The organism is Carnobacterium sp. (assembly GCF_045617425.1).
GTDB lineage: Bacteria > Bacillota > Bacilli > Lactobacillales > Carnobacteriaceae > Carnobacterium_B.
Genome location: NZ_JAZLIO010000006.1, coordinates 36,579 through 58,505 on the forward strand (window position 1 = coordinate 36,579; position 21,927 = coordinate 58,505).

Genomic DNA, 21,927 nt, shown 5'->3' on the forward strand with positions numbered 1-21,927 from the left:
AAGAATGGCTTTGAAAGTAGGTTTCTTTTTTATGTATGATATGTTTCAAGTATTGGTGTTCTGCTTATTAACGATCATAATCAGTTTTATGCTGACACCGCTAATAAAAAAATTGGCATTAAAAGTAAATGCTATAGACAAACCTGGCGAAAGACGAGTAAATGTAAAGGCGATGCCAACTTTAGGTGGATTGGCGATCTACTTGTCTTTTTATTTTTCCCTATTTTTTTTGCAGCCAATTCCATTTAAACAAGTTCTGCCGTTGTTTGTTGCTTCTACTGTAATTATTATTACTGGAATGATTGATGATTTAATCGAGATCTCTCCAAAAATGAAATTATTGGGTATCCTAATAGCTGCACTAATTATTTACTATGTAGCTGATATACGAATGGATCTCGTTACCTTGCCATTAATTGGGAAGATACAGTTAGGAGTCTTTAGCTTACCCATAACATTAATATGGATATTAGCTATTACAAATGCAGTCAATTTAATAGATGGCTTAGATGGATTAGCAACAGGAGTTTCTATTATTGCTCTAACAACTATGGGTATTATTGGATTCTTCTTTTTAACAATTGCTGATGTGGCTGTTCCAATCATGATTTTTACTCTTGTTGCAGCATCCATAGGATTTTTGCCCTATAACTTTTTTCCAGCACGTATTTTTCTAGGCGACACAGGCGCTTTATTTTTAGGTTTTATGATATCGATTATGTCACTTCAAGGCCTAAAAAACGCAACGTTGATTACTGTTATCATACCGGTCGTCATACTAGGCATACCGATTACAGATACGGTTGCAGCTATATTGAGAAGACGATTAAATCGAACACCAATTTCGAGTGCAGATAAAATGCATTTGCACCATCGTTTAATGACGCTGGGATTGACCCACAGACAAACGGTGCTTGCTATTTATAGCATTGCCGCTATGTTTTCATTAATTGCATTGATGTATCCTTTGTCTACCTTTTTGGGATCCATTATGTTAACAGTAGGCTTATTGCTTGGTTTAGAGTTATTCATGGAATTAATTGGGTTAGTCAGTGAAGAAAGAAGACCTTTATTATCTAAATTCAGACGTTTTGCAAAAAAATTAAATCGAAAAAGATAACTAAAAAAAAACGGGTATAAGACTGTTAAGTCTTGTACCCGTTTTTGTTTTAATAAGCGTAATTTGTTATGCCGTTTGTTTCAAATTCATAATCGTCAGCATCCCGTTCATCTAAAGAATCTAATCCGAGAGCCACTCGGAAACGATGACTGACAAAGTCAACACTATCTGGATAAAGTTCAACCATGCTGGCGCCATTCAACATGAAATCTGTCCATTCAAATGTATAAGAGTTAAAATCATAAGAGCCCTCTAGTCCTGTTTGAGCTATTCCCAACATCTCGTTGAAAGTCAAATCAGTACGCATGTTTGAGCCAACTGCTTCAATGACATCTGTATATTTTGATATTGAACCAGCACTTAAGGCTTTTTCAACAATTGCTTGTATCAGCAATTGTTGTCTTTCTCCACGCATAACATCGTTATCAATTTTTCTTGTACGAGCTAGTGCTAATGCTTCTTCACCATTTAATGTTTGGTAACCTTCTTCTAAGGTGATTTGATTCATCTTGCCATCAGAATTTTGTTCTGAAAAAGTTATTGGAACATCCATTTCAATGCCGCCTAATGCATCTATAATTTTTAAAAAGGCATCAAAATCAAAGGTTACATAATAATGAATAGGAACATCTAACAATTCTTCAACAGTCTCAATCGTTGCTTGTTCTTCTCCCCTAGCATAAGCTGCATTGATTTTATCCTCACGCAAGTATTCTCCTTTGTACATGATTGGAGTATAAGTGTCTCTAGGGATACTGACCATGTTAACTTCATGGTCAGTTGGATCAATAGTCAAATAGATTAGCGAATCGGTTCTTGCACTTCCAAGGTCGCGTTCTTCGGTATCATCAATACCCATGATCAAAATAGAAGTGGTTTCTTTAATTGGATCTACTACAACTTCTTTACTACGGTCTAGTTCATGATAAGAATCATCAATCGTTTTTTGAGCAGTGGCATAAAGCTTAGCTGCATAAACAGCTGCCCCTAAAATGATAATCATAATTGGAATCAGGATACTGAGAATGATCGTATTCTTTCTTTTTTTTCGTTTATCAATATATGACGCACTTCTACTAGTATTAGGATGTTTCTTCACACTCATTCTCCTTCAGAAAATCATTTGCTTTTGGAATTGATCAAGCGGTGCTTGTTATCTAGGTACATATAGCCTAAAATATCTTGTTTATTTTATCACGAATAAATACAAGTAGGAAGATTATTCGAAAAAAGTAACCATTTCTTAATATTTAATTTACAATTCTTTTGTCACAATAAACATCTTCTCCTAGTTTAAATGTTACTTGACCGTTGAGCCACTCAATAACGTTAGCTTGGAAATCAGTTAATTGTTCGTGATCAATGAGACATAAAAAAGAAACAACATCAGAATAAATAATATCCTTAATAGCGTAGTTCGCTTCACGAAGAGAGTTTTCCAATTTTCCTGAGGCTGGATAAGCAACAATAATCGTTACTTGAGTGTGCAAACGTCTCTCAACAACTCCTATAGCATTCAGACCTTCGCTGACAGCTTTTCCATAAGCACGTATCAAACCTCCTGCACCAAGCTTAATACCTCCAAAGTAACGTGTGACAACAACCACAACATTTTTAAGGTTTCTTTTCTTTAGGACTTCTAACATAGGAACCCCAGCTGTACCAGAGGGTTCTCCGTCATCGTAAGCACGTTGGACTTCATCATAATCACCGATTAGGTAGGCTACACAATTATGGTTGGCTTTGCCATGTTCTTTTTTTATAGAATGAACAAACTCTTGAGCTTCTAGTTCATCCGATACCTGTTTTAAGTGACAAATAAAACGAGATTTTTTTATTTCTAATTCAAAATGTCCATCTTTTTCGATAGTATAGTAATGAGTTAACATAATTTGTCCTTTCATCAAACCAAATAATTGCCTTATACAAATAGTGTACCTTTAGTGTAAGGGTTGAACAAGAACAATAGAAAAGAAAAATGAAAAGTGTGCTAATAAAGAAGGAGTTTTAACAAAAAATAAAGTATGCTATAATTTTAACTTGGCCACTAGACTGTGGATAAACTTAATAGTGAGGCGATAAATTGAAGATTGCAGTGGTAACAGATAGTACAGCTTATTTAACCGATGAACAGTGTGAAATGTATTCCATTTATAGATTGCCTTTATCGGTCATAATGGAAAAAGAAATTATTGAAGAAACGAACATAAATCCTATTACATTTTTTGAAAAAGTTAAAACGATGGAAGCTTTACCGACAAGTTCACAACCACCTATAGGCCAAGCATCAGTGTTATTTAATGAATTATTTAAAACGTATGATGCTGTGATAAGTATTCACTTATCGAGTGAACTGAGTGGAACTTATAATACAATAAAAAGTTTAGCTGCTATATATGAAGATTTTAAGATCTACCCTTATGATTCCGGAATTAGTTGTTCAGCGCAAGGTTACTTTGTGTTAGAAGCAGCAAGAATGGCTAAAGAAGGGTTTACCGTTGAAGAAATTTTTCAGACATTCGAAAAGATACAACAAACCTTGCAGGCCTATTTTGTAGTAGATGATTTGAATCATTTGGTTCGTGGAGGACGACTTTCTAATGGTTCAGCCATGATTGGTTCGTTATTGAAGATAAAACCTATTTTGCATTTTGAAGATAAAAAAATTATGATTTTTGAAAAAATAAGAACGAAGAAAAAGGCTCTTAAAAGAATCGAACAATTATTAGGCGAAGATGTTGCAAAAGGTTATCCGATTGTTACAACGATTATCCATGCCAATGCTGAGCAGGAAGCCTTAGCGTGGATGGAAGATTTAAAACAGCAGTACCCAACCTTACGTTATGAAATTAGTTATTTTGGTCCAGTTATTGGTACACACTTAGGTGAAGGTGCTTTAGGCATGACTTGGGCAGAAGATCTGACAAGCAAATAAAACTATTATATTATTTTATACAAACAAAAATAAATGCCATTCTAGAACGTATAGTTGAATAGATAAAGGTTTGGGATAAATAGAATCCTGAGCCTTTTTTTGCGTACAGTAAAAAAGAGGTGATGGAAAAGATGAACCATTTTTTGATGGGAAGAGAGTTATTATTAAGTGAATTAAATGAAGACTGTCTTAAAGAGGGTAACGGTATAATTTCAAAAGGTTTTATAGAAGTAGGGCAACAACAAACTTGCCGGCGTTGTGGGTCTAATCAACCAAAAGATCGACAAGCAGCTCCTTGTACCTGTGGAAAAAAATGTTTTTATTGCATTCGCTGTCTTCAAATGGGGAAAATTAAGCGATGTAGTACACTTTATCATGTTCCTGAAAAAAATCAGTTCATCTCAATAAAAGAACCTATTTTGACTTGGCAAGGTCAACTATCGCAACAGCAAGCACTCGCATCTAGAGAAATTGAAACAACTATAAAAACTAGTCAAACAAGGCTGATATGGGCTGTGGCTGGTGCTGGGAAAACCGAAATGCTTTTTAAAGGAATAGAATGGGCAATCAGAAGTGGAAAAAGAGTCTGCATAGCTTCTCCGAGAACGGATGTGTGTCTAGAATTAGCCCCTCGTCTAAAAAGTGCTTTTCAACATGTAGAACAAATCACTCTTTATGGAGAGATGGAAGAAGGTTACAGCTACACTCAATTAGTTATTGCGACTACTCATCAGCTCATGCGATTTAGAGAAGCCTTTGATGTCTTAATCATCGATGAAATTGACGCATTTCCGTTTGATACAGATAAAGCCTTACAATTTGCTGCACAGAAAGCTAAAAAAACTACCGGAACCATTATTTATTTATCTGCTACTCCAAACAAACAAATGAGACAAGATATTGCACGAAAAAAATTAAACGCTTCAGTTTTACCAGCGCGCTATCATGGGTTTGAGCTACCTGAACCTAAAGCTATTTGGACAGGTGATTGGCGTAAATCAATTCTAAAACGGCACAAAAAAGCTGTGATCTTTAAAGAGATTCAGCGTTTGTTACAAGCAAAACGTCGATTCCTAGTTTTTGTTCCTAATATTGAATTGATACTCGAATTCTCATGCTGCCTTACAGAATTTTTTCCAGACTGTTCATTTACAAGCGTTTCTTCGGAGGATGAACAGCGCAAAGAAAAAGTACAGAAGATGCGTGATGAAAGCTATCAGTTCATGTTGACTACAACTATCTTGGAGCGAGGTGTTACTTTTCGAGATATTGATGTCCTTGTGTTAGGTGCTGAAGATCGAACGTTCACAGAAGCCGCATTGATTCAAATTGCCGGTCGTGTAGGTAGACATCGTGATTTTCCAACAGGAGAAGTACGATATCTCCATTATGGACAAACAAAAGCTCTGAAAAATGCTATCACTCAAATAAAAAAAATGAACAAATTAGCTCGTGAAAGGGGATTGTTGATAGGGAAATGAAGTGTCTATGGTGTGGAAAGACAACTAAAGAAAGCATACAATTAAATGATTTGGTATCTTTTACCAGAGTTGAACCAAAAATTAGATGTGATTCTTGTTCGAGTAAATTAGTGTCGTTACAAAATGTTCCTGTTTGTCGAGGGTGCAGTCGACACTGGGTAGAAGAAGAGCTCTGTCCAGATTGCCAAAAATGGAAGGCTGAATATCCAAGCTATTCCTTCAAACATACAGCATTATATCAATACAATACGTTCATAAAAGAGTGGATAGAAGCTTACAAATACACAGGTGATTATCGGCTAGGTGAATTATTCAAAAAAGAAATTCAAACCTTTTTTTTAAAGCAAAAGAAACAAGTTGTCCCGATACCGATAAGCGATAAAAGCAAACAATTAAGAGGATTCAATCAAGTAGAAGGTTTGCTGGAGTTTGCTGGAGTAGCTTATACATCCGTTTTGATTAATTGTGGAACCGGAGAGAAACAATCAAGTAAAAATCGAAAAATGCGTATGCTCGCTCCCCAACCATTTGTGGTTGACCAAAGTCTTCAAATGATCATAAAGGGAAAACATTTAATCTTAGTGGACGATATCTATACGACTGGCCGAACTTTTTTTCATGCAGCAGACTGTTTGATGAGAAATGGGGCACAAAGTATTGAAACATTTTCTGTTTCGCGCTAAAGTTAACTCAATGTAATCGATTTTATTTGCAATCTATTGGTGTTGATATATAATTAATTTAAGCATATCATCATTTGAGTGGTCCAATTGATGATGCTGATTCTGATACACAATCAGATGAAAGGGGAGAGTGTTTATGTTTAAATATAATGTCCGTGGCGAAAATATTGAGGTAACTGCAGCTATTCGTAGTTATGTTGAAAAAAAAGTGGGGAAAGTTGAAAAATATTTTAATGATGTACCTGAAGCAACAGCCCACGTTAATTTAAAAACGTATTCCGATAAAACAGCTAAAGTGGAGGTAACAATTCCTTTACCTTATTTAGTTCTACGTGCGGAAGAAACCTCGCCTGATCTATATGGGAGTGTTGATTTGGTAACAGATAAACTTGAACGCCAAATGAGAAAATACAAAACTAAAGTTAACCGCAGATCTCGCGGATCCAACGTTGTTGTTCCACCTGTTTTACCAGGGGAAGAGGAAGAATTGATGGAAGATGAAGTGAATATCGTTAGAACAAAACGTTTATCATTGAAACCAATGGATAGTGAAGAAGCGGTTTTACAAATGGATATGTTAGGACATAATTTCTTCATTTTTGAAGATGCAGATACAAATGGTACAAGTATCGTATACCGTCGTAAAGATGGAAAATATGGATTAATTGAAACTGAATAACTTGAAGTATATTGAAAATAAAAAAACTTCAAGGCAAGAGAGACTTCTTTCTTGCCTTGAAGTTTTTTAGATTTTCTTTTTTTGCTAAAAATCGTCTAGATCAGGAACGGTTAATGTGGATAAAAAGGTTTCAATTGTGAATCAGTAATGATAGAATTAATAAGAATATTGACTGTTGTCATAAAAATCGAAAATTTTAACGTCAAGCTGAAGTCAACTTGTCTACTAACAAAATGAAATTTAACCTAAACTAAACAGAAATATAGATAAAGATATAGGGGAGAAAGATTAATGGCTAATTTTTTACGTAACTTAATTGAGAACGATAAAAAAGAATTAAAAAGTTTAAGCAAAATAGCTAAGCAAGTTGAAGAACTGGCAGATGAAATGGCTAATTTATCTGATAATGAACTAAAAGCTAAAACACCTGCATTGAAGAAAAGATATCAAGATGGAGAAACGTTAGATGCTTTATTGCCTGAGGCTTTTGCGGTTGTCAGAGAAGCAGCTAAACGTGTACTAGGATTGTATCCCTACCATGTACAATTAATGGGTGGGATTACGCTACATCGTGGAAACATTCCTGAAATGAAAACTGGGGAAGGTAAGACGTTAACTGCAACAATGCCTGTTTATTTAAATGCGTTAACAGGAGAAGGCGTACATGTTGTTACAGTAAATGAATATTTATCTAGTCGTGATGCTACTGAAATGGGAGAGCTGTATGAATGGTTAGGCTTAACAGTAGGCTTAAACTTAAATTCAAAATCTTCAGAAGAAAAACGTGAAGCTTATTTAGCGGATGTTATGTACAGTACGAATAACGAATTAGGATTTGATTACCTTAGAGATAATATGGTTGTCTACAAAGAACAAATGGTTCAAAGACCATTGAATTATGCGATTGTTGATGAAGTCGATTCTATCTTAATTGATGAAGCTAGAACACCATTAATTATTTCTGGTCAAGCAGCGAAATCAACTGCTCTATACAATCGAACAGATTTCTTTGTTAAAGGATTGAAAGAGGAAGAAGATTTCACAATAGACATTCCTTCTAAGACGATTGCTTTAACGGAAAATGGAATTGAGAAAGCTGAAAAAACGTTTAGAATAGATAATTTATATGATGTGGAAAACCAAGCGTTAACACACCATATCGATCAAGCTTTAAGAGCTAACTTTATTATGCATCATGACGTAGATTACGTTATTCAAGATGGTAAAGTTATGATCGTAGACCAATTTACTGGTCGTATCATGGAAGGGCGTCGTTATTCTGACGGCTTACACCAGGCTATTGAAGCCAAAGAAAATGTAGAAATACAAAATGAATCAAAAACAATGGCGAATATAACATTCCAAAACTACTTCCGTATGTATAGAAAATTAGCAGGTATGACTGGTACAGCTAAGACAGAAGAAGAAGAGTTCCGTGAAATTTACAATATTCATGTAGTGTCTATACCAACAAATAAACCATTGATCCGTGATGATAAACCAGATTTACTCTATCCAACATTAGAAAGCAAATACCATGCTGTGGTTGCAGAAATTAAAGAACGGCATGCTAATGGGCAGCCAGTATTAGTAGGGACAGTAGCGGTTGAAACATCTGAACTAATATCTGGTTATTTAAGAAAAAATAATATTCCTCATCAAGTTTTAAATGCTAAAAATCACTTTAAAGAAGCTGAAATCATTACAAATGCTGGTCAAAAAGGCGCAGTAACAATTGCGACCAACATGGCTGGACGTGGGACAGATATTAAATTAGGTGCAGGTGTTCGTGAAGTAGGTGGACTATGTGTTATTGGTACAGAACGACATGAGTCACGTCGTATTGATAATCAATTACGTGGACGTTCTGGACGACAAGGAGATCCTGGTGTTACTCAATTTTATCTTTCACTAGAAGACGAATTAATGAAGAGGTTTGGTTCAGAACGTATCCAAGCTGTTCTTGAACGCCTTAAAGTGAGTGAAGAAGATGCGGTAATCCAAAGTAAAGTGATTTCACGCCAAGTTGAATCTGCTCAAAAACGTGTGGAAGGAAACAACTACGATACACGTAAAAATGTTTTGCAGTATGATGATGTCATGCGTGAACAACGCGAAATTATGTACAATCAACGACTTGAAGTGATCATGGCTGAAGAATCATTGAAACATGTCACTGTTCCAATGATTCAACGTACGATAGCACGTATTGTACAAATCAATACCCAAGGACCAAAAGAAGACTGGAAATTACAAACTATTCTTGATTTTGCACAGGCTTCGCTAGTTCACCCAGACGACATTTCAATGGATGATTTAGAAGGTAAAACAGTTGAAGAAATTGAAACAGTCTTATTGGACGCTGCAAAATCAATCTATGCTGAAAAAGAGAAACAATTAAATGGGAAAGAACAAGTTCTAGAATTTGAAAAAGTTGTTATCTTGCGAGTAGTGGACAGCAAATGGACAGAGCACATTGATACAATGGAACAATTGCGCCAAGGTATTGGATTACGCGCATATGGACAAAGCAACCCATTAGTTGAGTACCAAGCAGAAGGATTCAAATTGTTTGAAGAAATGATTGGTTCTATTGATTACGAAGTAACTCGTCTATTAATGAAATCACAAATTCGTCAAAACTTACAAAGAGAACAAGTTGCCAAAGGAACAACAGCACGTTCAACAGGTGATGGACAAATTGTTAAAGAAGCTCAAAAAAAACCAATGAAAATAGATAGTTCAAAAGTAGGACGTAATGACCCTTGTCCATGCGGAAGCGGTAAAAAATATAAAAATTGTCATGGGAAATTAGATTAAATAAAAAAATATAATATGGGAAAGAACACGATTTGTAAGATGAGTCGTGTTCTTTCTAAATTGGAGTGAAGATAATGGAATTAAGTGATATTAGAAATAATTTAGAAACTGCGGATAAAAAAATAAACGGTTTTGGGAGGTCTCTTTGACTTAGAAACATTAGAAAGAGACATTGCTGAATACAATGATAGAATGACAGAACCATCATTTTGGGATGATGCACAAAAAGCTCAAGCGATTATCAATGAAGCAAATGAATTAAAAGAAAAGTACAATCAATATAAAGATCTTTTAATTGAAAAAGAGGAATTAGACCTATTACTGGAAATGGTAAAAGAAGAAAACGATGAAGAACTAGTAAAAGAATTGGATAGTAAAATCAATCCCTTCCTAAATAAACTAGATCAATATGAGCTGGACCTATTATTGAGTGATCCTTATGATAAGAACAATGCGATTATTGAGCTACATCCAGGAGCAGGTGGAACTGAATCACAAGATTGGGGCAACATGTTGCTTAGAATGTACACACGTTGGGCTGAAAAAAGAGGATTTAAGATTGAAACACTGGACTACCAATCTGGTGATGAGGCAGGGATTAAGAGTGTAACTTTGCTGATTAAAGGAATGAATGCTTATGGTTACTTGAAAGCTGAAAAAGGTGTTCATCGTTTAGTCCGAATTTCTCCATTTGATTCTGCAGGTCGCAGACATACCTCGTTTGTTTCAATTGATGTTGTACCCGAGCTAGATGACAGTGTGGATATAAAAATCAATTCGGATGATTTAAAAGTGGATACCTATCGGGCAAGTGGAGCAGGTGGACAGCACATTAATACAACAGATTCAGCTGTCCGAATTACACATATGCCAACGGGAGTTGTAGTGGCTAGTCAAGCACAACGTTCACAATTAAAAAATAGAGAACAAGCAATGAGTATGCTAAAAGCGAAATTGCATCAACTTGAGGTAGAAGAACATGAAAAAGAAATGGCCGCTATTAGAGGCGAACAGTTAGAAATTGGTTGGGGATCACAAATTAGATCCTATGTCTTCCATCCTTATTCAATGGTAAAAGATCATCGTACAAATTATGAAACAGGTAATATCAGTCAGGTTATGGACGGCGGAATTGACCCGTTTATACAAGCGTATTTAAGAAGTAAAATCTCAACAACTGAAGAATGATAAAGAAAAGTCAAAATTCCGACAAATTTAGCTAAGTTGTCAGAATTTTGGTTTTTTTGTTTGTAATAAAAGAAATCTATTGAATCCCAAAAATAAAGCTTTTTAGAAGGGTAAGTGGTAGAGTTGAACCTTATTAAACCTTTTTTTATAAAAAAACATATAAAAAGTACTAAAAATCGTCAGAAACATATAAATAAGACAGTAACGTTACAAAAATAATACAGATTGAAATGAATTTGTAAAGTAAATACAACTGACAGAAGTTTTTATAGTGCTATAATGATTAAGCATTAAGGCAAAATACCCATGGCGGTAGAATAAACACCTGAATTGTGCATTAGAAACTAAAAAAGTTAGGTGATAAAAAAATGATTGAAATGCAAAATGTCTACAAGAAATATCCTAACGGTATTACAGCAATTAATGGTTTATCTGTTCGTATAGAGCCAGGTGAATTTGTGTATGTTGTAGGACCTAGTGGAGCTGGTAAATCAACTTTTATAAAGATGATTTATCGTGAAGAAAAAGCAACTAAAGGAACAATTAAAGTCGGAGATTTTGATTTAATGACGATTAAAGAAAAAAACATTCCTTTTTTAAGACGTTATGTCGGTGTTGTATTCCAAGATTTTAAATTACTTCCAAAATTAACAGTGTATGAAAATATTGCCTATGCGATGGAAGTTGTCGAAAAAAATCCCAAAGCCATTCAAAAAAGAGTATTAGAAGTTCTCGAACTAGTCGGTTTAAAACACAAAGTACGCATGTTTCCTAATGAATTATCAGGTGGAGAGCAACAGCGAATTGCCATTGCAAGAGCCATTGCAAATACTCCTCATATCTTAATTGCAGATGAGCCCACAGGGAACCTTGATCCAGATACATCATGGGAGATCATGAAAATTTTGGAAGAAATTAGTAATCAAGGAACAACCGTGATTATGGCAACTCATAATAGTCAAATCGTTAACGTTGTTAAACACCGTGTACTTGCGGTTGAGAATGGACGTATTGTCCGAGATCAATTGGAAGGAGATTACGGTTATGAAGCCTAGAACAGCAAAAAGACATGTTATTGATAGTTTGAAAAGTTTGAAAAGAAATGGTTGGATGTCACTTGCAGCTATTAGTGCTGTAACAGTAACACTACTATTAGTTGGATCGTTTATCGCTATGTTAATGAATGTAAATAAGCTAGCTACTGATATTGAAAATGATGTAAGTGTTAGAGTATACATTGATTTAGCTGCAAATGAAGAACAACAACAACAATTACAGTCAGAATTAGAAACACTTGATAATGTAGAATCAGTTGAATTCTCAAGTCGTGAAGATGAATTACAGCAAGTAGTTGGTAGCTATGGTGATGAATTTAATTTATTTGATGGAGATGATAATCCTTTATACGATGTATATATTGTAAATACGGATGTCCCAGAAAATACAGCACCTGTTGCAGAACAGATTGAAGAGCTAGATTATGTCACTCAAGTCAATTATGGTGGAGCAACTGCAGATAACTTATTTAAAACAATGAATACGGTTCGTAATGTTGGAGCAGTTGTGATTGTTGCATTGATCTTGACAGCTGTATTTTTAATTTCAAATACGATTCGAATTACAATCTTTTCACGCCGTACTGAGATTGAAATTATGAAGCTAGTTGGTGCAACAAATTGGTACATCAGATGGCCTTTTTTAATTGAAGGAGCTTTAATAGGGCTGATTGGTGCAATCATACCAGTAACGATTTTGAGTTTTGTATACATTGCATCATTTGATGTATTAACAGACTTCTTAGCCGGTACGTACTTTGCACTCCTAACGCCAAATCCATTCTTATACCAAGTTGGCGGATTAATGTTGGCAATCGGAATTATTATCGGTGCAATCGGATCATTCATGTCAATTAGAAAATTCTTAAAAGTATAATTACTTTAACTAAAGACAAAAACTAAACTATTTGGGAAAACGGGGGATAACAAAATTGAATAAAAAGTTCATTAATATAGCATTAGTTGCAGCATTGGGTTTTTCAACCTATGTTGCACCTATGACAGCATTTGCAAGTACAGATGAGGATATCCAAACATCTACAGAAAAATTGGTTGATCTTGAAAAGAAAGAAGCTTCAGCGGAATCTCAGTTAGCAACCATTACAGCTACTATCACTGATAACGAAAGTAATGCCAAATCATTGATGTCTGAAATGAAAGAAACACAAACAAGTTTAAAAGAATTGGAAACGGAAGTTTCTGAATTGACTATTGCTATTGAGCAACGCGAAGTTAAATTGCAAGATCAAGCACGTTCTGTACAAGTTGATGGAGATAATCAAAACTATGTAGATTTTGTACTAAATGCTGACTCAATTGTTGATATTATTGGACGCGCTGATGTAGTTTCCCAAATTGTATCTGCAAATCAAGATTTAATAAAAGCTCAAGCATCTGATAAAGAAGCTGTAGCTGCAAAACAAAAAGAGACTGAAAAAAAATCTGAAGAGCAAACTTTATTGGCTGCAAAATTAGAAGCTTCTAAGACAGATTTGGAACAACAAAAATTAGAAAAAGAAGCAGTTGTTGCATCTATTGCTGCTGAAAAATCTATTGTAACAAATGAAAAAGAGAAATTTTTAGCTGTTAAAGCTGCAGCTGAAAAAGGAGCAGAAGAATTAGCACTTGTGAAAACAACATCTTCTGTTGAAAATACAAGTTCTGCAACTGTTGAACTAATGAGTTCTGAAACTAAAGCAAACGAAGCTTCAGAGTTAACAGCTAAACCAGTTGAAACAAAAAAAGCTGCTTCAACAGCAGAAAATTCTTCAAATGGTTCATGGGCAACAATTAAAAATGCAGCCTATGGGGTTCTTGGAACACCATATCTTTATGGTGGAACATCTACTAGCGGTTTTGACTGTTCTGGTTTCACTAGCTATGCATTTGCAGCAGCTGGCATCAGTCTTCCACGTACAGCAGGTGCTCAATATGCAGCTTCAACAAAGATTTCGCAATCTGAAGCACAACCTGGTGATTTAGTGTTCTTTAACCAGACAGGAAGTATTGATCATGTAGGTATCTATCTTGGAAACAATCAATTTATTGGTTCACAATCTTCAAAAGGTGTTTCAGTTACAACGATTAGTCAAGCTTACTGGGCTCAATACTTAGTTGGTTTTGGCCGTATAAACTAATTCACTTAATAAAATACAGAATTTTATTCTGACCGTTTCCCAAAAACGTTTTAAACCAATCGCTAACATCGTGTTAGCGATTGGTTTTTTTTAGATAAAAAAATAAATATGGGGTATAAACTGCTTTTTATTGTAAAAATCATGTAAACTATATTTAGAAATAGATAAATTCATGATTATATTCATTTAGTTTGATAAAATAGAAAAGAAGAGAAGGAGTAGATGCAAATGGCAGCAAATTTTTTTATTGCGCTAGTGCTGTTTTTTATCCAACCTACATTTTTAGTGGGTTTAGTTTTTGCAATTTGGACAAGTCACCGTCGGATCAAGCATGAAAGAAGTAATCATCGTGTAGCTGTTTATAATACATTGTACGAAATTAAAAACTATTTAATTTTAGGGCTTCTTTTTGGAGTGATTGGTTCAATTCTTTTAACCATTGTCGGTATTCCAGTTACAATGGACTGGATTATTGTGTATCAAATTGTAACAATACTAAGTTTGGTTGTTGGTTATCGATTTGTTCATCCGATATTTACAGTTTCAATGAGTTCATTAATTCTGTTAGGACTACCATTAGTTTTAGACAGTCCTGATGTTTCTTTTATACCAAATAACTGGTATCAGCCTTTAAGTCAAAGCGAATTTATTGGTCCACCATTACTTATGAACAGTTTTATTATTCTTATTCTTTTATTAGGGGCTTCTATTGTTACCATCAAAAGAAAAGCAGATACTCATTTATCAGCACGCTTTTTAAAAACAAAACGTGGAAAACGGATTGCGAAATATCCAATAAAACCATTTTGGGTAATGCCATTGTTATTAGTTGTTCCAGGTGAAGGTTTTCAAGCATTATTTAGCTGGTGGCCAGTCTTTTCAATCGGAAACGAATTGTATTCTTTCTTTTGGTTACCGATTTTAATTGGTTTTCAATTCACAATCCAGTCTCAAGTACCAAAAGCTGCTGTTTCTAAGTTAGTTAATGATTTAGTAGTAATAACAGGAGTGGCAGTGATAATTGCCATAGTTTCCATTTGGGTTCCTTATGCTCCAATTTTTGGATTTGTATTCATGATTATTGGTGGAGGGATTGTATTATATCGTCATCGTAAACGAGAAAAAAATTGGAGTGTCCTTTTTGGACCAGCTGAAAATGGTATAAAAATTATTGGTATTCGTCCAGATACTCCTGCGGAAAAAATGAATTTAGTAGTTGGAGATACAATTGTTTATTGCAATAATGTGCCTATTGAAACTGAATCTGACTTTTACCAAGCATTATCAAAAAACAGTGTTTATTGTCATTTGAAAGTTAAAGGAGTAGATGGTGAACTGCGCTTAACTGAAACAGCTATTTACGCAGATTCTCCTCATGAAATTGGCGTAGTGATCTTAGAAAAGTAGGTTAAGGCAAAAATGGAAAATTAAAAATATCAATATAGGCGGGATAAAATGAAAAAAGTATTAATTGTCGATGATGAACAATCTATTTTAACATTATTAGCTTTTAATCTGGAAAAAGAAGGGTATCAAGTCGATACAGCTTTGGATGGTTTAGAGGGATATGAAATGGCTGTAGCTCACCCGTATGATTTTATCATTTTAGATTTAATGCTTCCGTCAATGGGTGGAATGGATATTTGTAAAAAATTGCGACAAGAAAAAATTGAAGCGCCAATAATGATGCTAACAGCTAAAGATGATGAACTTGAAAAGATTATCGGTCTTGAACTAGGTGCGGATGATTATATGACCAAACCATTCAGTCCACGTGAAGTACTTGCGAGAATGAAAGCTATTATGAGACGAATGAGCAGTAAAAGCAATGTGGAAGAAGCTTTAAAAGAGTCCACTAATCCAGAAGAACAGGATGAATTAATAAAAGTAGGAGACATCCAAATAGATCCTAGCCAGTATGAAGTGATTGTAAGAGGAGAAAAAATAGATGTTACTCCTAAAGAATTTGAATTATTGATGTATATGATCAAACGAATCAATCGTATTCTTAGCAGAGAACAATTGTTGGATGCAATATGGAACTTTGATTATGCAGGTGAAACCCGAATTGTCGACGTGCACATTAGCCATTTAAGAGAAAAAATAGAAGTAGACACAAAAAATCCAACTTATATCCGAACAGTAAGGGGTTTTGGCTATAAATTTGAGGCTCCAAAAAAATGAAGAAACTTCAATTTCGAATTTTAGCTATTTTCATTGCGATATTCACTATTTTCAGTTTATCTATTGGTCTTTTCTCGATTAATTTATTACAAGATTATGCTAGTAACAGTCAAGAAGAAGAGTTGATCAAACAAGCTAAAACAATAGCAGATTTACTTCCTATGAATGCTGCTGATTTAACAAATTTGGAAGCTGCAACAAATGAAGCAACAGCTCTTGAGATGCAATCAGATGAAAGATTAACAATCATTGATCTTTCTGGTATTGTCGTTTTTGATTCAGCAACAAATAAAGAAACATTGGAAAATCATAGCAATCGTGAGGAATTTAAAGCGGTATTAGCTGGAGATAAGGTAGGGGTTTCAGCCAGGAATAGCGAAAGTACAAAAGAAACGTTGTATTATGTCGCAGTACCGTTGCTGAGCGAACAGAATGAATTAGTAGGGGTTTTACGTTTATCTAGACCTGTAGCTGAAATCAATCAAATTAGTGAACAAATAAAAAACTCTCTGTTGCTGTTCAGCTTATTAGCCCTTATTTTAACGACCTTAATCACACTAATTATAACAAAACGTATAGCAAAACCCATTAATGATATTATGATTGTTGCTAAAAGTCTTTCCAATAAACAGTATGAAGTCAGGTATAGTGGGAATGCGTATGGTGAGGTAGCCGATTTAGGACAAACGATAAATGAACTAGCAACAAGTTTAGAAGAACAAACACAAGAAATCGAGCAAAATGACAAACGACTTTATGAATTGATCAATCATTTGGTTATTGGTGTAATGTTGATAGATGAACATCGAACCATAAAAATGGTGAATCCTGCTATGAGTGTTATTCTAGGGGAAGATATCACCAAACTTGTTGGGAATTCTTATGTTGAAGCAACAAAAAGCTATGGATTAAGCCACTTGATTGAAATAGCATATCAACAAAATGAAAAACAAAATGATGAAATCTATTTTTATTATCCCAAAGATAAAATTGTTGATGCGAATATTGTTCCTATTGATGGGAAAGAACCAGGAGAGCAAAATTTAATTGTTTTGTTGTACGATATTACAGAAATTAGAAGGCTTGAAAAAGTCCGAACAGATTTTGTAACTAATGCTTCACACGAATTAAAGACTCCGGTTACAGCCCTTAAGGGTTTCTCAGAAACTTTGTTGGACGGAGCAATGGAAGACAAAGAAGTATTGAAACAATTTTTAGAAATTATGTTAGCTGAAAGCAGTCGCTTAGATTTTTTAGTGAATGATATTCTAGAGTTGTCGAAACTGGAACAAAAACAAGTGCCTATGAACATGCAAGAAGTCAATCTTACCGAAGCAGTATTATCTACCTTTCAGCTCGTAAAACAAACAGCAGATGAAAAAGAGATGAAATTGAACTTAATTGAAGAAGATACTTTGTCTATTACAGTGGACAGCAGTCGATTAAAGCAAATATTAGCTAATCTTATTAATAATGCTGTTGTCTATACTCAGGATGGCGGAGAAGTAACGGTTACTATAAGAAAAGAAAAGAATCAAGCTGTTATCTTGGTTTCAGATAATGGAATAGGAATACCAGAAGATGAACAAGATCGAATATTTGAACGTTTTTATCGAGTGGATAAAGCCCGTAGTCGTAATTCTGGCGGAACGGGATTGGGATTATCTATCGTGAAGTATTTAGTGGGAAATTTGAATGGATCGATTGCCGTTGAAAGCAGACTTGGGTTAGGAACAACATTCACTGTAAAACTGCCTATCCAACCAAAGTAGCTAGTTACAGGCGATGCAACATTAAATTAAATTGTAGAAAAAAGCCTTGAGTAAATCTCAGGGCTTTTTTTACTGGTTTAACAAATGGTTGTACGAATATTAAGCACCATTAATAAAAATTTAAGACTCTATATCGATAGCAAAATACAGCAATATTTACACAAAGTTAATACTCTTTACAATAATCTACAAAAACATTACATAAAGCGAGAGTAAAATTAATATTCATTCGTTAAGATATGTATGTGGACGAGGGATATGGATGTCCAACACTAATACTAAAAGGATGGGTAAAATGACTATTACAAAACTATCAAAATTAACTTTAACTTTAGGCTTAGGCTTAACATTAGCAGCTTGTGGAGCAGAATCAAATTCTGCAGGTTCATCAGAAAATACGGAAGAATTTGACACAACTCAAACAATCAATGTTATTTCACGTGAAGATGGTTCTGGTACTCGCGGAGCTTTTACTGAAATTACAGGTGTACTAGTTGAAGATGGCGATACTGAAACAGATAACACATATTCTGGAGCGACTATTCAAAATAGTACGAGTGGTGTGATGACAACAGTAGCTGGAGACCCAACATCAATCGGATACATTTCTTTAGGAGCATTAGATGATAGTATTAAAGGTGTGAACATTGAAGGAGTAGAAGCAACTCCTGAAACTGTACAAGATGGTTCATATGCAATTTCTCGTCCATTCAATATTGCTTACAATGGAGAATTAAGTGAAGTTGCTCAAGATTTCTGGACATACATTATGAGTGCTGAGGGACAAGAAATTATTGTAAATGAAGGATACGTTGAAGCCGTTACAGATGCTCCTGCATATGAAGCAGCTGAAGACATGACTGGAAATATCAGTGTTGTTGGTTCAACTTCAGTAACACCAGTAATGGAAGTTCTAGTTGAAGAATATACGGCTCTTAACCCAGAAGTTACAATCGATGTTACGTCAAATGGTTCTTCTGCTGGTATGACTGCTGCAATGGACGGATCGGCTGATATTGGAATGGCTTCTCGCGAATTAAAAGATGAAGAATTAGACGTATTAACAGCTGAGCCACTTGCTATTGATGGTATCGCTGTAATTGTTAACAACGAAAATTCAGTTGAAGATTTAACAATGGAACAAGTAAAACAAATCTTTACAGGTGAAGTAACAACTTGGGATGAAATTGTTAAATAAAAACTAGGTAAAACATAAAAATAACCAGAGAGATTCTGGTTATTTTTATGAAGTGAGTTTCAGTCAATTGGGAAATTGACAAATGAATCCAGCCTATCAACTTGTATCCATCAAGATAGGCTGGTTTTTCATATATGGGGATAAAAGTAGGTAAAAAAATTTACAATTATCCATAAATGCAATTGAAAAAGAATGTGTTTATGGATGATTTATTCTGTTTAAAGTTAAAGGAGAACAATATGAAGACGAAAAAATTAGATGGATTTATGAAAGGTGTCTTTTTTGTATCTGCATTGACATCAGTCTTAGCTATCATTTTAATCTGTATCTTTATTTTTGCAGGCGGCGTTCCATTCATGGTTGAATATGGAGTTTTTGATTTCTTATTTGGTCAAAAATGGGCACCTTCTAATACCCCTGCCTCATTTGGAATATTGCCAATGATTATGGGATCTTTAGCTGTAACATCTGGCGCAATCATTGTTGGGGTACCAATAGGAATTTTAACGGCTATCTTTATGGCAAAGTTTTGTCCAGGTTGGTTATACAAAATTCTAAAGCCGGCTGTTAACTTGATGGCAGCTATTCCTTCTATCGTTTATGGGTTCTTTGCATTACAAGCTATCGTACCAATCATGCGTAGACTAGTTGGTGGTACAGGTATGAACATGTTGACAGCTATCATTTTACTTGGAATCATGATCTTGCCAACGATTATTGGCTTGTCAGAATCATCCATACGAGCTGTTCCTGGAAGTTATTATACTGGGAGTATGGCTTTAGGAGCGACGCACGAACGCTCAGTTATGAAAGTAGTTGTACCTGCTGCTAAATCTGGAATTATTTCCTCAGTTATTTTAGGAATTGGACGTGCAATTGGAGAAACCATGGCTGTCGTTTTAATCGCTGGAAATCAGCCTATTATGCCAGAAAGCTTAACGTTAGGCGTTCGTACATTAACAACGAACATTGTACTGGAAATGGCTTATGCAAGTGGTTCGCACAGAGAAGCACTCATTGCAACGGCAGTGGTATTGTTTGTGTTTATCTTAATCATTAATGGTACTTTCTTAATCATTAAGAAAAAGGGGGCTAGATAATCATGGCCAGCAAATTAATGAGAAGTTTAATTTATTTAGCAGCAGCCATAACATTCGGATCTCTGTTTTACATCGTAGGGTTCATTTTAGCCAAAGGAATACCGTATATTACTCCGGAAATGTTTGCGTGGAAATACACAACAGATAACGTTTCATTGATGCCGTCTCTAATTACAACTCTTATTGTAGTGGGTATGACTCTATTGATTGCAACTCCTCTGGGTGTGTTTACAGGGTTCTATTTAGTAGAATATGCTCAAAAAGGAAATAAAGTCGTTGAAGTTATTCGTATTGCAACGGATACTTTAGCAGCTGTTCCTTCTATTGTATATGGTCTTTTCGGAATGTTGTTTTTTGTTACTTTCTTAAACTTTCAATATTCTGTTTTAGCAGGTGTGCTAACTTCGGTAATAATGGTTTTACCATTGATTATTCGTTCGACAGAAGAAGCATTGTTATCAGTAAATGACTCTTTACGAGAAGCGAGCTTTGCTTTAGGAGCAGGAAAATTAAGAACGATTTTTAGAGTGATATTACCCGTTTCTATGCCTGGAATCTTATCAGGTGTCATACTTGCAAGTGGACGAGTTGTTGGCGAAACAGCTGCTTTATTGTATACGCTCGGAAGTTCAACAAATTTACCAGACAGCTTATTTTCATCTGGAAGAACATTAGCTTTGCATATGTATGTTCTATCAAGTGAAGGAATGCATGTAAATGAATCCTATGCAACAGGAGTTGTTCTGATTTTATTTGTTTTAATGATTAATGGTTTGTCAACATTTTTGAGTAATAGACTGACAAAGGGGACAAAATAATGAGTAAATTAAGTATTAAAAATATGGATCTATTTTATGGTGAGTTTCAAGCTTTGCACAATGTAAATTTAGAGATTCCTAAAAATCAAATTACAGCTTTTATTGGCCCGTCCGGATGTGGCAAATCAACATTGATTAAGAGTTTAAATCGAATGAATGATTTGATTGAGGGTTGTAAGATAGAAGGATCTATCTTATTAGATGAAGAAAACATTTATAAAAAGGACTTTGATGTCAATGAGTTGCGTAAAAAAGTGGGTATGGTTTTTCAACAACCGAATCCATTTCCAATGAGTATTTACGATAATATTGCTTACGGACCAAGAACCCATGGAATCAAAGATAAAAAAGCACTAGATGCTTTAGTTGAAAAAAGTCTTCGAGGAGCAGCCATTTGGGAAGAAGTAAAAAATGATTTAAAAAAAAATGCGTTGTCTTTATCAGGTGGACAGCAACAAAGAATTTGTATTGCACGTGCGTTAGCTGTTGAGCCTGAAATCTTACTGATGGATGAACCTACAAGTGCATTAGATCCCATTTCAACGGCTAAAATAGAAGAATTGGTTACAGTTTTGAAAGAGAATTATACTATTGTAATGGTTACACATAACATGCAGCAGGCTTCTCGTGTATCAGATAGAACCGCCTTTTTTCTAAATGGAAAAATCGTCGAAACGGGTGAAACAAGAAAAATATTTACAAATCCTCAACAAAAGCAAACAGAAGATTATATCTCAGGACGTTTTGGTTAACCAT

The 21,927-nt window shown here is 34.8% G+C and carries 18 protein-coding genes and 2 pseudogenes; 18 read left to right on the forward strand and 2 right to left on the reverse strand.

What is annotated here, in order from left to right; translation table 11 throughout:
- Positions 1-40 precede the first annotated feature (40 nt).
- Positions 41-1,120 (forward strand): glycosyltransferase family 4 protein, encoded by a 1,080-nt coding sequence (locus tag ACKI3H_RS02375; protein WP_407370858.1) that lies wholly within the window; start codon positions 41-43, stop codon positions 1,118-1,120.
- 49 nt (positions 1,121-1,169) lie between these two features.
- Here the strand turns inward: ACKI3H_RS02375 and ACKI3H_RS02380 are convergent, their stop codons facing one another.
- A complete protein-coding gene (locus tag ACKI3H_RS02380; RefSeq protein ID WP_407370692.1) occupies positions 1,170-2,219 on the reverse strand; it encodes an LCP family protein in 1,050 nt (349 codons plus the stop codon).
- 151 nt (positions 2,220-2,370) lie between these two features.
- Positions 2,371-3,009 carry a YigZ family protein gene (locus ACKI3H_RS02385; protein ID WP_407370693.1) on the reverse strand — a complete coding sequence of 213 codons (639 nt, stop codon included), beginning with the start codon at positions 3,007-3,009 and terminating at the stop codon, positions 2,371-2,373.
- 194 nt (positions 3,010-3,203) lie between these two features.
- Between ACKI3H_RS02385 and ACKI3H_RS02390 the strand changes: the two genes are divergently transcribed.
- From ACKI3H_RS02390 to pstB, 17 genes and pseudogenes are all read left to right on the forward strand, one after another.
- Complete coding sequence (locus tag ACKI3H_RS02390; protein WP_407370694.1) at positions 3,204-4,055, forward strand: DegV family protein; 852 nt, start codon at positions 3,204-3,206, stop codon at positions 4,053-4,055.
- Between the two features lie 131 nt (positions 4,056-4,186).
- Positions 4,187-5,536 carry a DEAD/DEAH box helicase gene (locus ACKI3H_RS02395; protein ID WP_407370695.1) on the forward strand — a complete coding sequence of 450 codons (1,350 nt, stop codon included), beginning with the start codon at positions 4,187-4,189 and terminating at the stop codon, positions 5,534-5,536.
- A complete protein-coding gene (locus ACKI3H_RS02400) occupies positions 5,533-6,219 on the forward strand; it encodes a ComF family protein (RefSeq protein WP_407370696.1) in 687 nt (228 codons plus the stop codon). Before ACKI3H_RS02395 ends, ACKI3H_RS02400 begins: the two co-directional genes overlap by 4 nt.
- Before the next feature lie 136 nt (positions 6,220-6,355).
- A complete protein-coding gene (hpf, locus tag ACKI3H_RS02405) occupies positions 6,356-6,898 on the forward strand; it encodes a ribosome hibernation-promoting factor, HPF/YfiA family (protein WP_350451106.1) in 543 nt (180 codons plus the stop codon).
- Between the two features lie 291 nt (positions 6,899-7,189).
- Positions 7,190-9,572: pseudogene (gene secA / locus ACKI3H_RS02410) on the forward strand (preprotein translocase subunit SecA); the annotation flags it as partial.
- 65 nt (positions 9,573-9,637) lie between these two features.
- Positions 9,638-9,718 (forward strand): annotated as a pseudogene (locus tag ACKI3H_RS02415) (SEC-C metal-binding domain-containing protein); the annotation flags it as partial.
- 74 nt (positions 9,719-9,792) lie between these two features.
- A protein-coding gene (prfB, locus tag ACKI3H_RS02420) for a peptide chain release factor 2 (RefSeq protein ID WP_407370697.1) occupies positions 9,793-10,906 on the forward strand; the annotation gives its coding sequence in 2 pieces (ribosomal slippage) (positions 9,793-9,864 and positions 9,866-10,906; 1,113 coding nt in all).
- A 368-nt stretch (positions 10,907-11,274) separates the two neighbouring features.
- Complete coding sequence (gene ftsE, locus ACKI3H_RS02425) at positions 11,275-11,961, forward strand: cell division ATP-binding protein FtsE (RefSeq protein ID WP_035021387.1); 687 nt, start codon at positions 11,275-11,277, stop codon at positions 11,959-11,961.
- Positions 11,951-12,838, forward strand: coding sequence for a permease-like cell division protein FtsX (ftsX, locus tag ACKI3H_RS02430; protein ID WP_407370698.1), 888 nt, complete (start codon positions 11,951-11,953; stop codon positions 12,836-12,838). The genes ftsE and ftsX overlap by 11 nt, the downstream gene beginning before the upstream one ends.
- 55 nt (positions 12,839-12,893) lie before the next feature.
- Positions 12,894-14,099 (forward strand): NlpC/P60 family protein, encoded by a 1,206-nt coding sequence (locus ACKI3H_RS02435; protein WP_407370699.1) that lies wholly within the window; start codon positions 12,894-12,896, stop codon positions 14,097-14,099.
- A gap of 228 nt (positions 14,100-14,327) precedes the next feature.
- Entirely contained in the window at positions 14,328-15,506 is a 1,179-nt protein-coding gene (locus tag ACKI3H_RS02440) for a PDZ domain-containing protein (RefSeq protein WP_407370700.1), read from the forward strand.
- Between the two features lie 48 nt (positions 15,507-15,554).
- Positions 15,555-16,283 (forward strand): response regulator transcription factor, encoded by a 729-nt coding sequence (locus ACKI3H_RS02445; RefSeq protein ID WP_407370701.1) that lies wholly within the window; start codon positions 15,555-15,557, stop codon positions 16,281-16,283.
- Entirely contained in the window at positions 16,280-18,055 is a 1,776-nt protein-coding gene (pnpS, locus tag ACKI3H_RS02450) for a two-component system histidine kinase PnpS (protein WP_407370702.1), read from the forward strand. Before ACKI3H_RS02445 ends, pnpS begins: the two co-directional genes overlap by 4 nt.
- A 295-nt stretch (positions 18,056-18,350) precedes the next feature.
- The gene (locus ACKI3H_RS02455) at positions 18,351-19,253 is read left to right on the forward strand and encodes a substrate-binding domain-containing protein (protein WP_407370703.1); all 903 of its coding nucleotides are present in this window, start codon (positions 18,351-18,353) and stop codon (positions 19,251-19,253) included.
- 239 nt (positions 19,254-19,492) lie between these two features.
- Positions 19,493-20,353, forward strand: a complete 861-nt coding sequence (gene pstC / locus ACKI3H_RS02460) for a phosphate ABC transporter permease subunit PstC (RefSeq protein WP_407370704.1) — start codon at positions 19,493-19,495, stop codon at positions 20,351-20,353.
- A gap of 2 nt (positions 20,354-20,355) precedes the next feature.
- Complete coding sequence (gene pstA / locus ACKI3H_RS02465) at positions 20,356-21,171, forward strand: phosphate ABC transporter permease PstA (protein ID WP_407370705.1); 816 nt, start codon at positions 20,356-20,358, stop codon at positions 21,169-21,171.
- Positions 21,171-21,923 carry a phosphate ABC transporter ATP-binding protein PstB gene (pstB, locus tag ACKI3H_RS02470; protein ID WP_407370706.1) on the forward strand — a complete coding sequence of 251 codons (753 nt, stop codon included), beginning with the start codon at positions 21,171-21,173 and terminating at the stop codon, positions 21,921-21,923. The genes pstA and pstB overlap by 1 nt, the downstream gene beginning before the upstream one ends.
- Positions 21,924-21,927 lie beyond the last annotated feature (4 nt).

Coding starts and splice junctions, on each gene's coding strand:
- ACKI3H_RS02375 (WP_407370858.1), top strand. CDS start 41: ATGTTTCAAGTATTGGTGTTCTGCTTATTAACGATCATAATCAGTTTT.
- ACKI3H_RS02385 (WP_407370693.1), bottom strand. CDS start 3,009: ATGTTAACTCATTACTATACTATCGAAAAAGATGGACATTTTGAATTA.
- ACKI3H_RS02395 (WP_407370695.1), top strand. CDS start 4,187: ATGAACCATTTTTTGATGGGAAGAGAGTTATTATTAAGTGAATTAAAT.
- ACKI3H_RS02400 (WP_407370696.1), top strand. CDS start 5,533: ATGAAGTGTCTATGGTGTGGAAAGACAACTAAAGAAAGCATACAATTA.
- hpf (WP_350451106.1), top strand. CDS start 6,356: ATGTTTAAATATAATGTCCGTGGCGAAAATATTGAGGTAACTGCAGCT.
- ftsE (WP_035021387.1), top strand. CDS start 11,275: ATGATTGAAATGCAAAATGTCTACAAGAAATATCCTAACGGTATTACA.
- ftsX (WP_407370698.1), top strand. CDS start 11,951: ATGAAGCCTAGAACAGCAAAAAGACATGTTATTGATAGTTTGAAAAGT.
- ACKI3H_RS02440 (WP_407370700.1), top strand. CDS start 14,328: ATGGCAGCAAATTTTTTTATTGCGCTAGTGCTGTTTTTTATCCAACCT.
- ACKI3H_RS02445 (WP_407370701.1), top strand. CDS start 15,555: ATGAAAAAAGTATTAATTGTCGATGATGAACAATCTATTTTAACATTA.
- pnpS (WP_407370702.1), top strand. CDS start 16,280: ATGAAGAAACTTCAATTTCGAATTTTAGCTATTTTCATTGCGATATTC.
- ACKI3H_RS02455 (WP_407370703.1), top strand. CDS start 18,351: ATGACTATTACAAAACTATCAAAATTAACTTTAACTTTAGGCTTAGGC.
- pstC (WP_407370704.1), top strand. CDS start 19,493: ATGAAGACGAAAAAATTAGATGGATTTATGAAAGGTGTCTTTTTTGTA.
- pstA (WP_407370705.1), top strand. CDS start 20,356: ATGGCCAGCAAATTAATGAGAAGTTTAATTTATTTAGCAGCAGCCATA.
- pstB (WP_407370706.1), top strand. CDS start 21,171: ATGAGTAAATTAAGTATTAAAAATATGGATCTATTTTATGGTGAGTTT.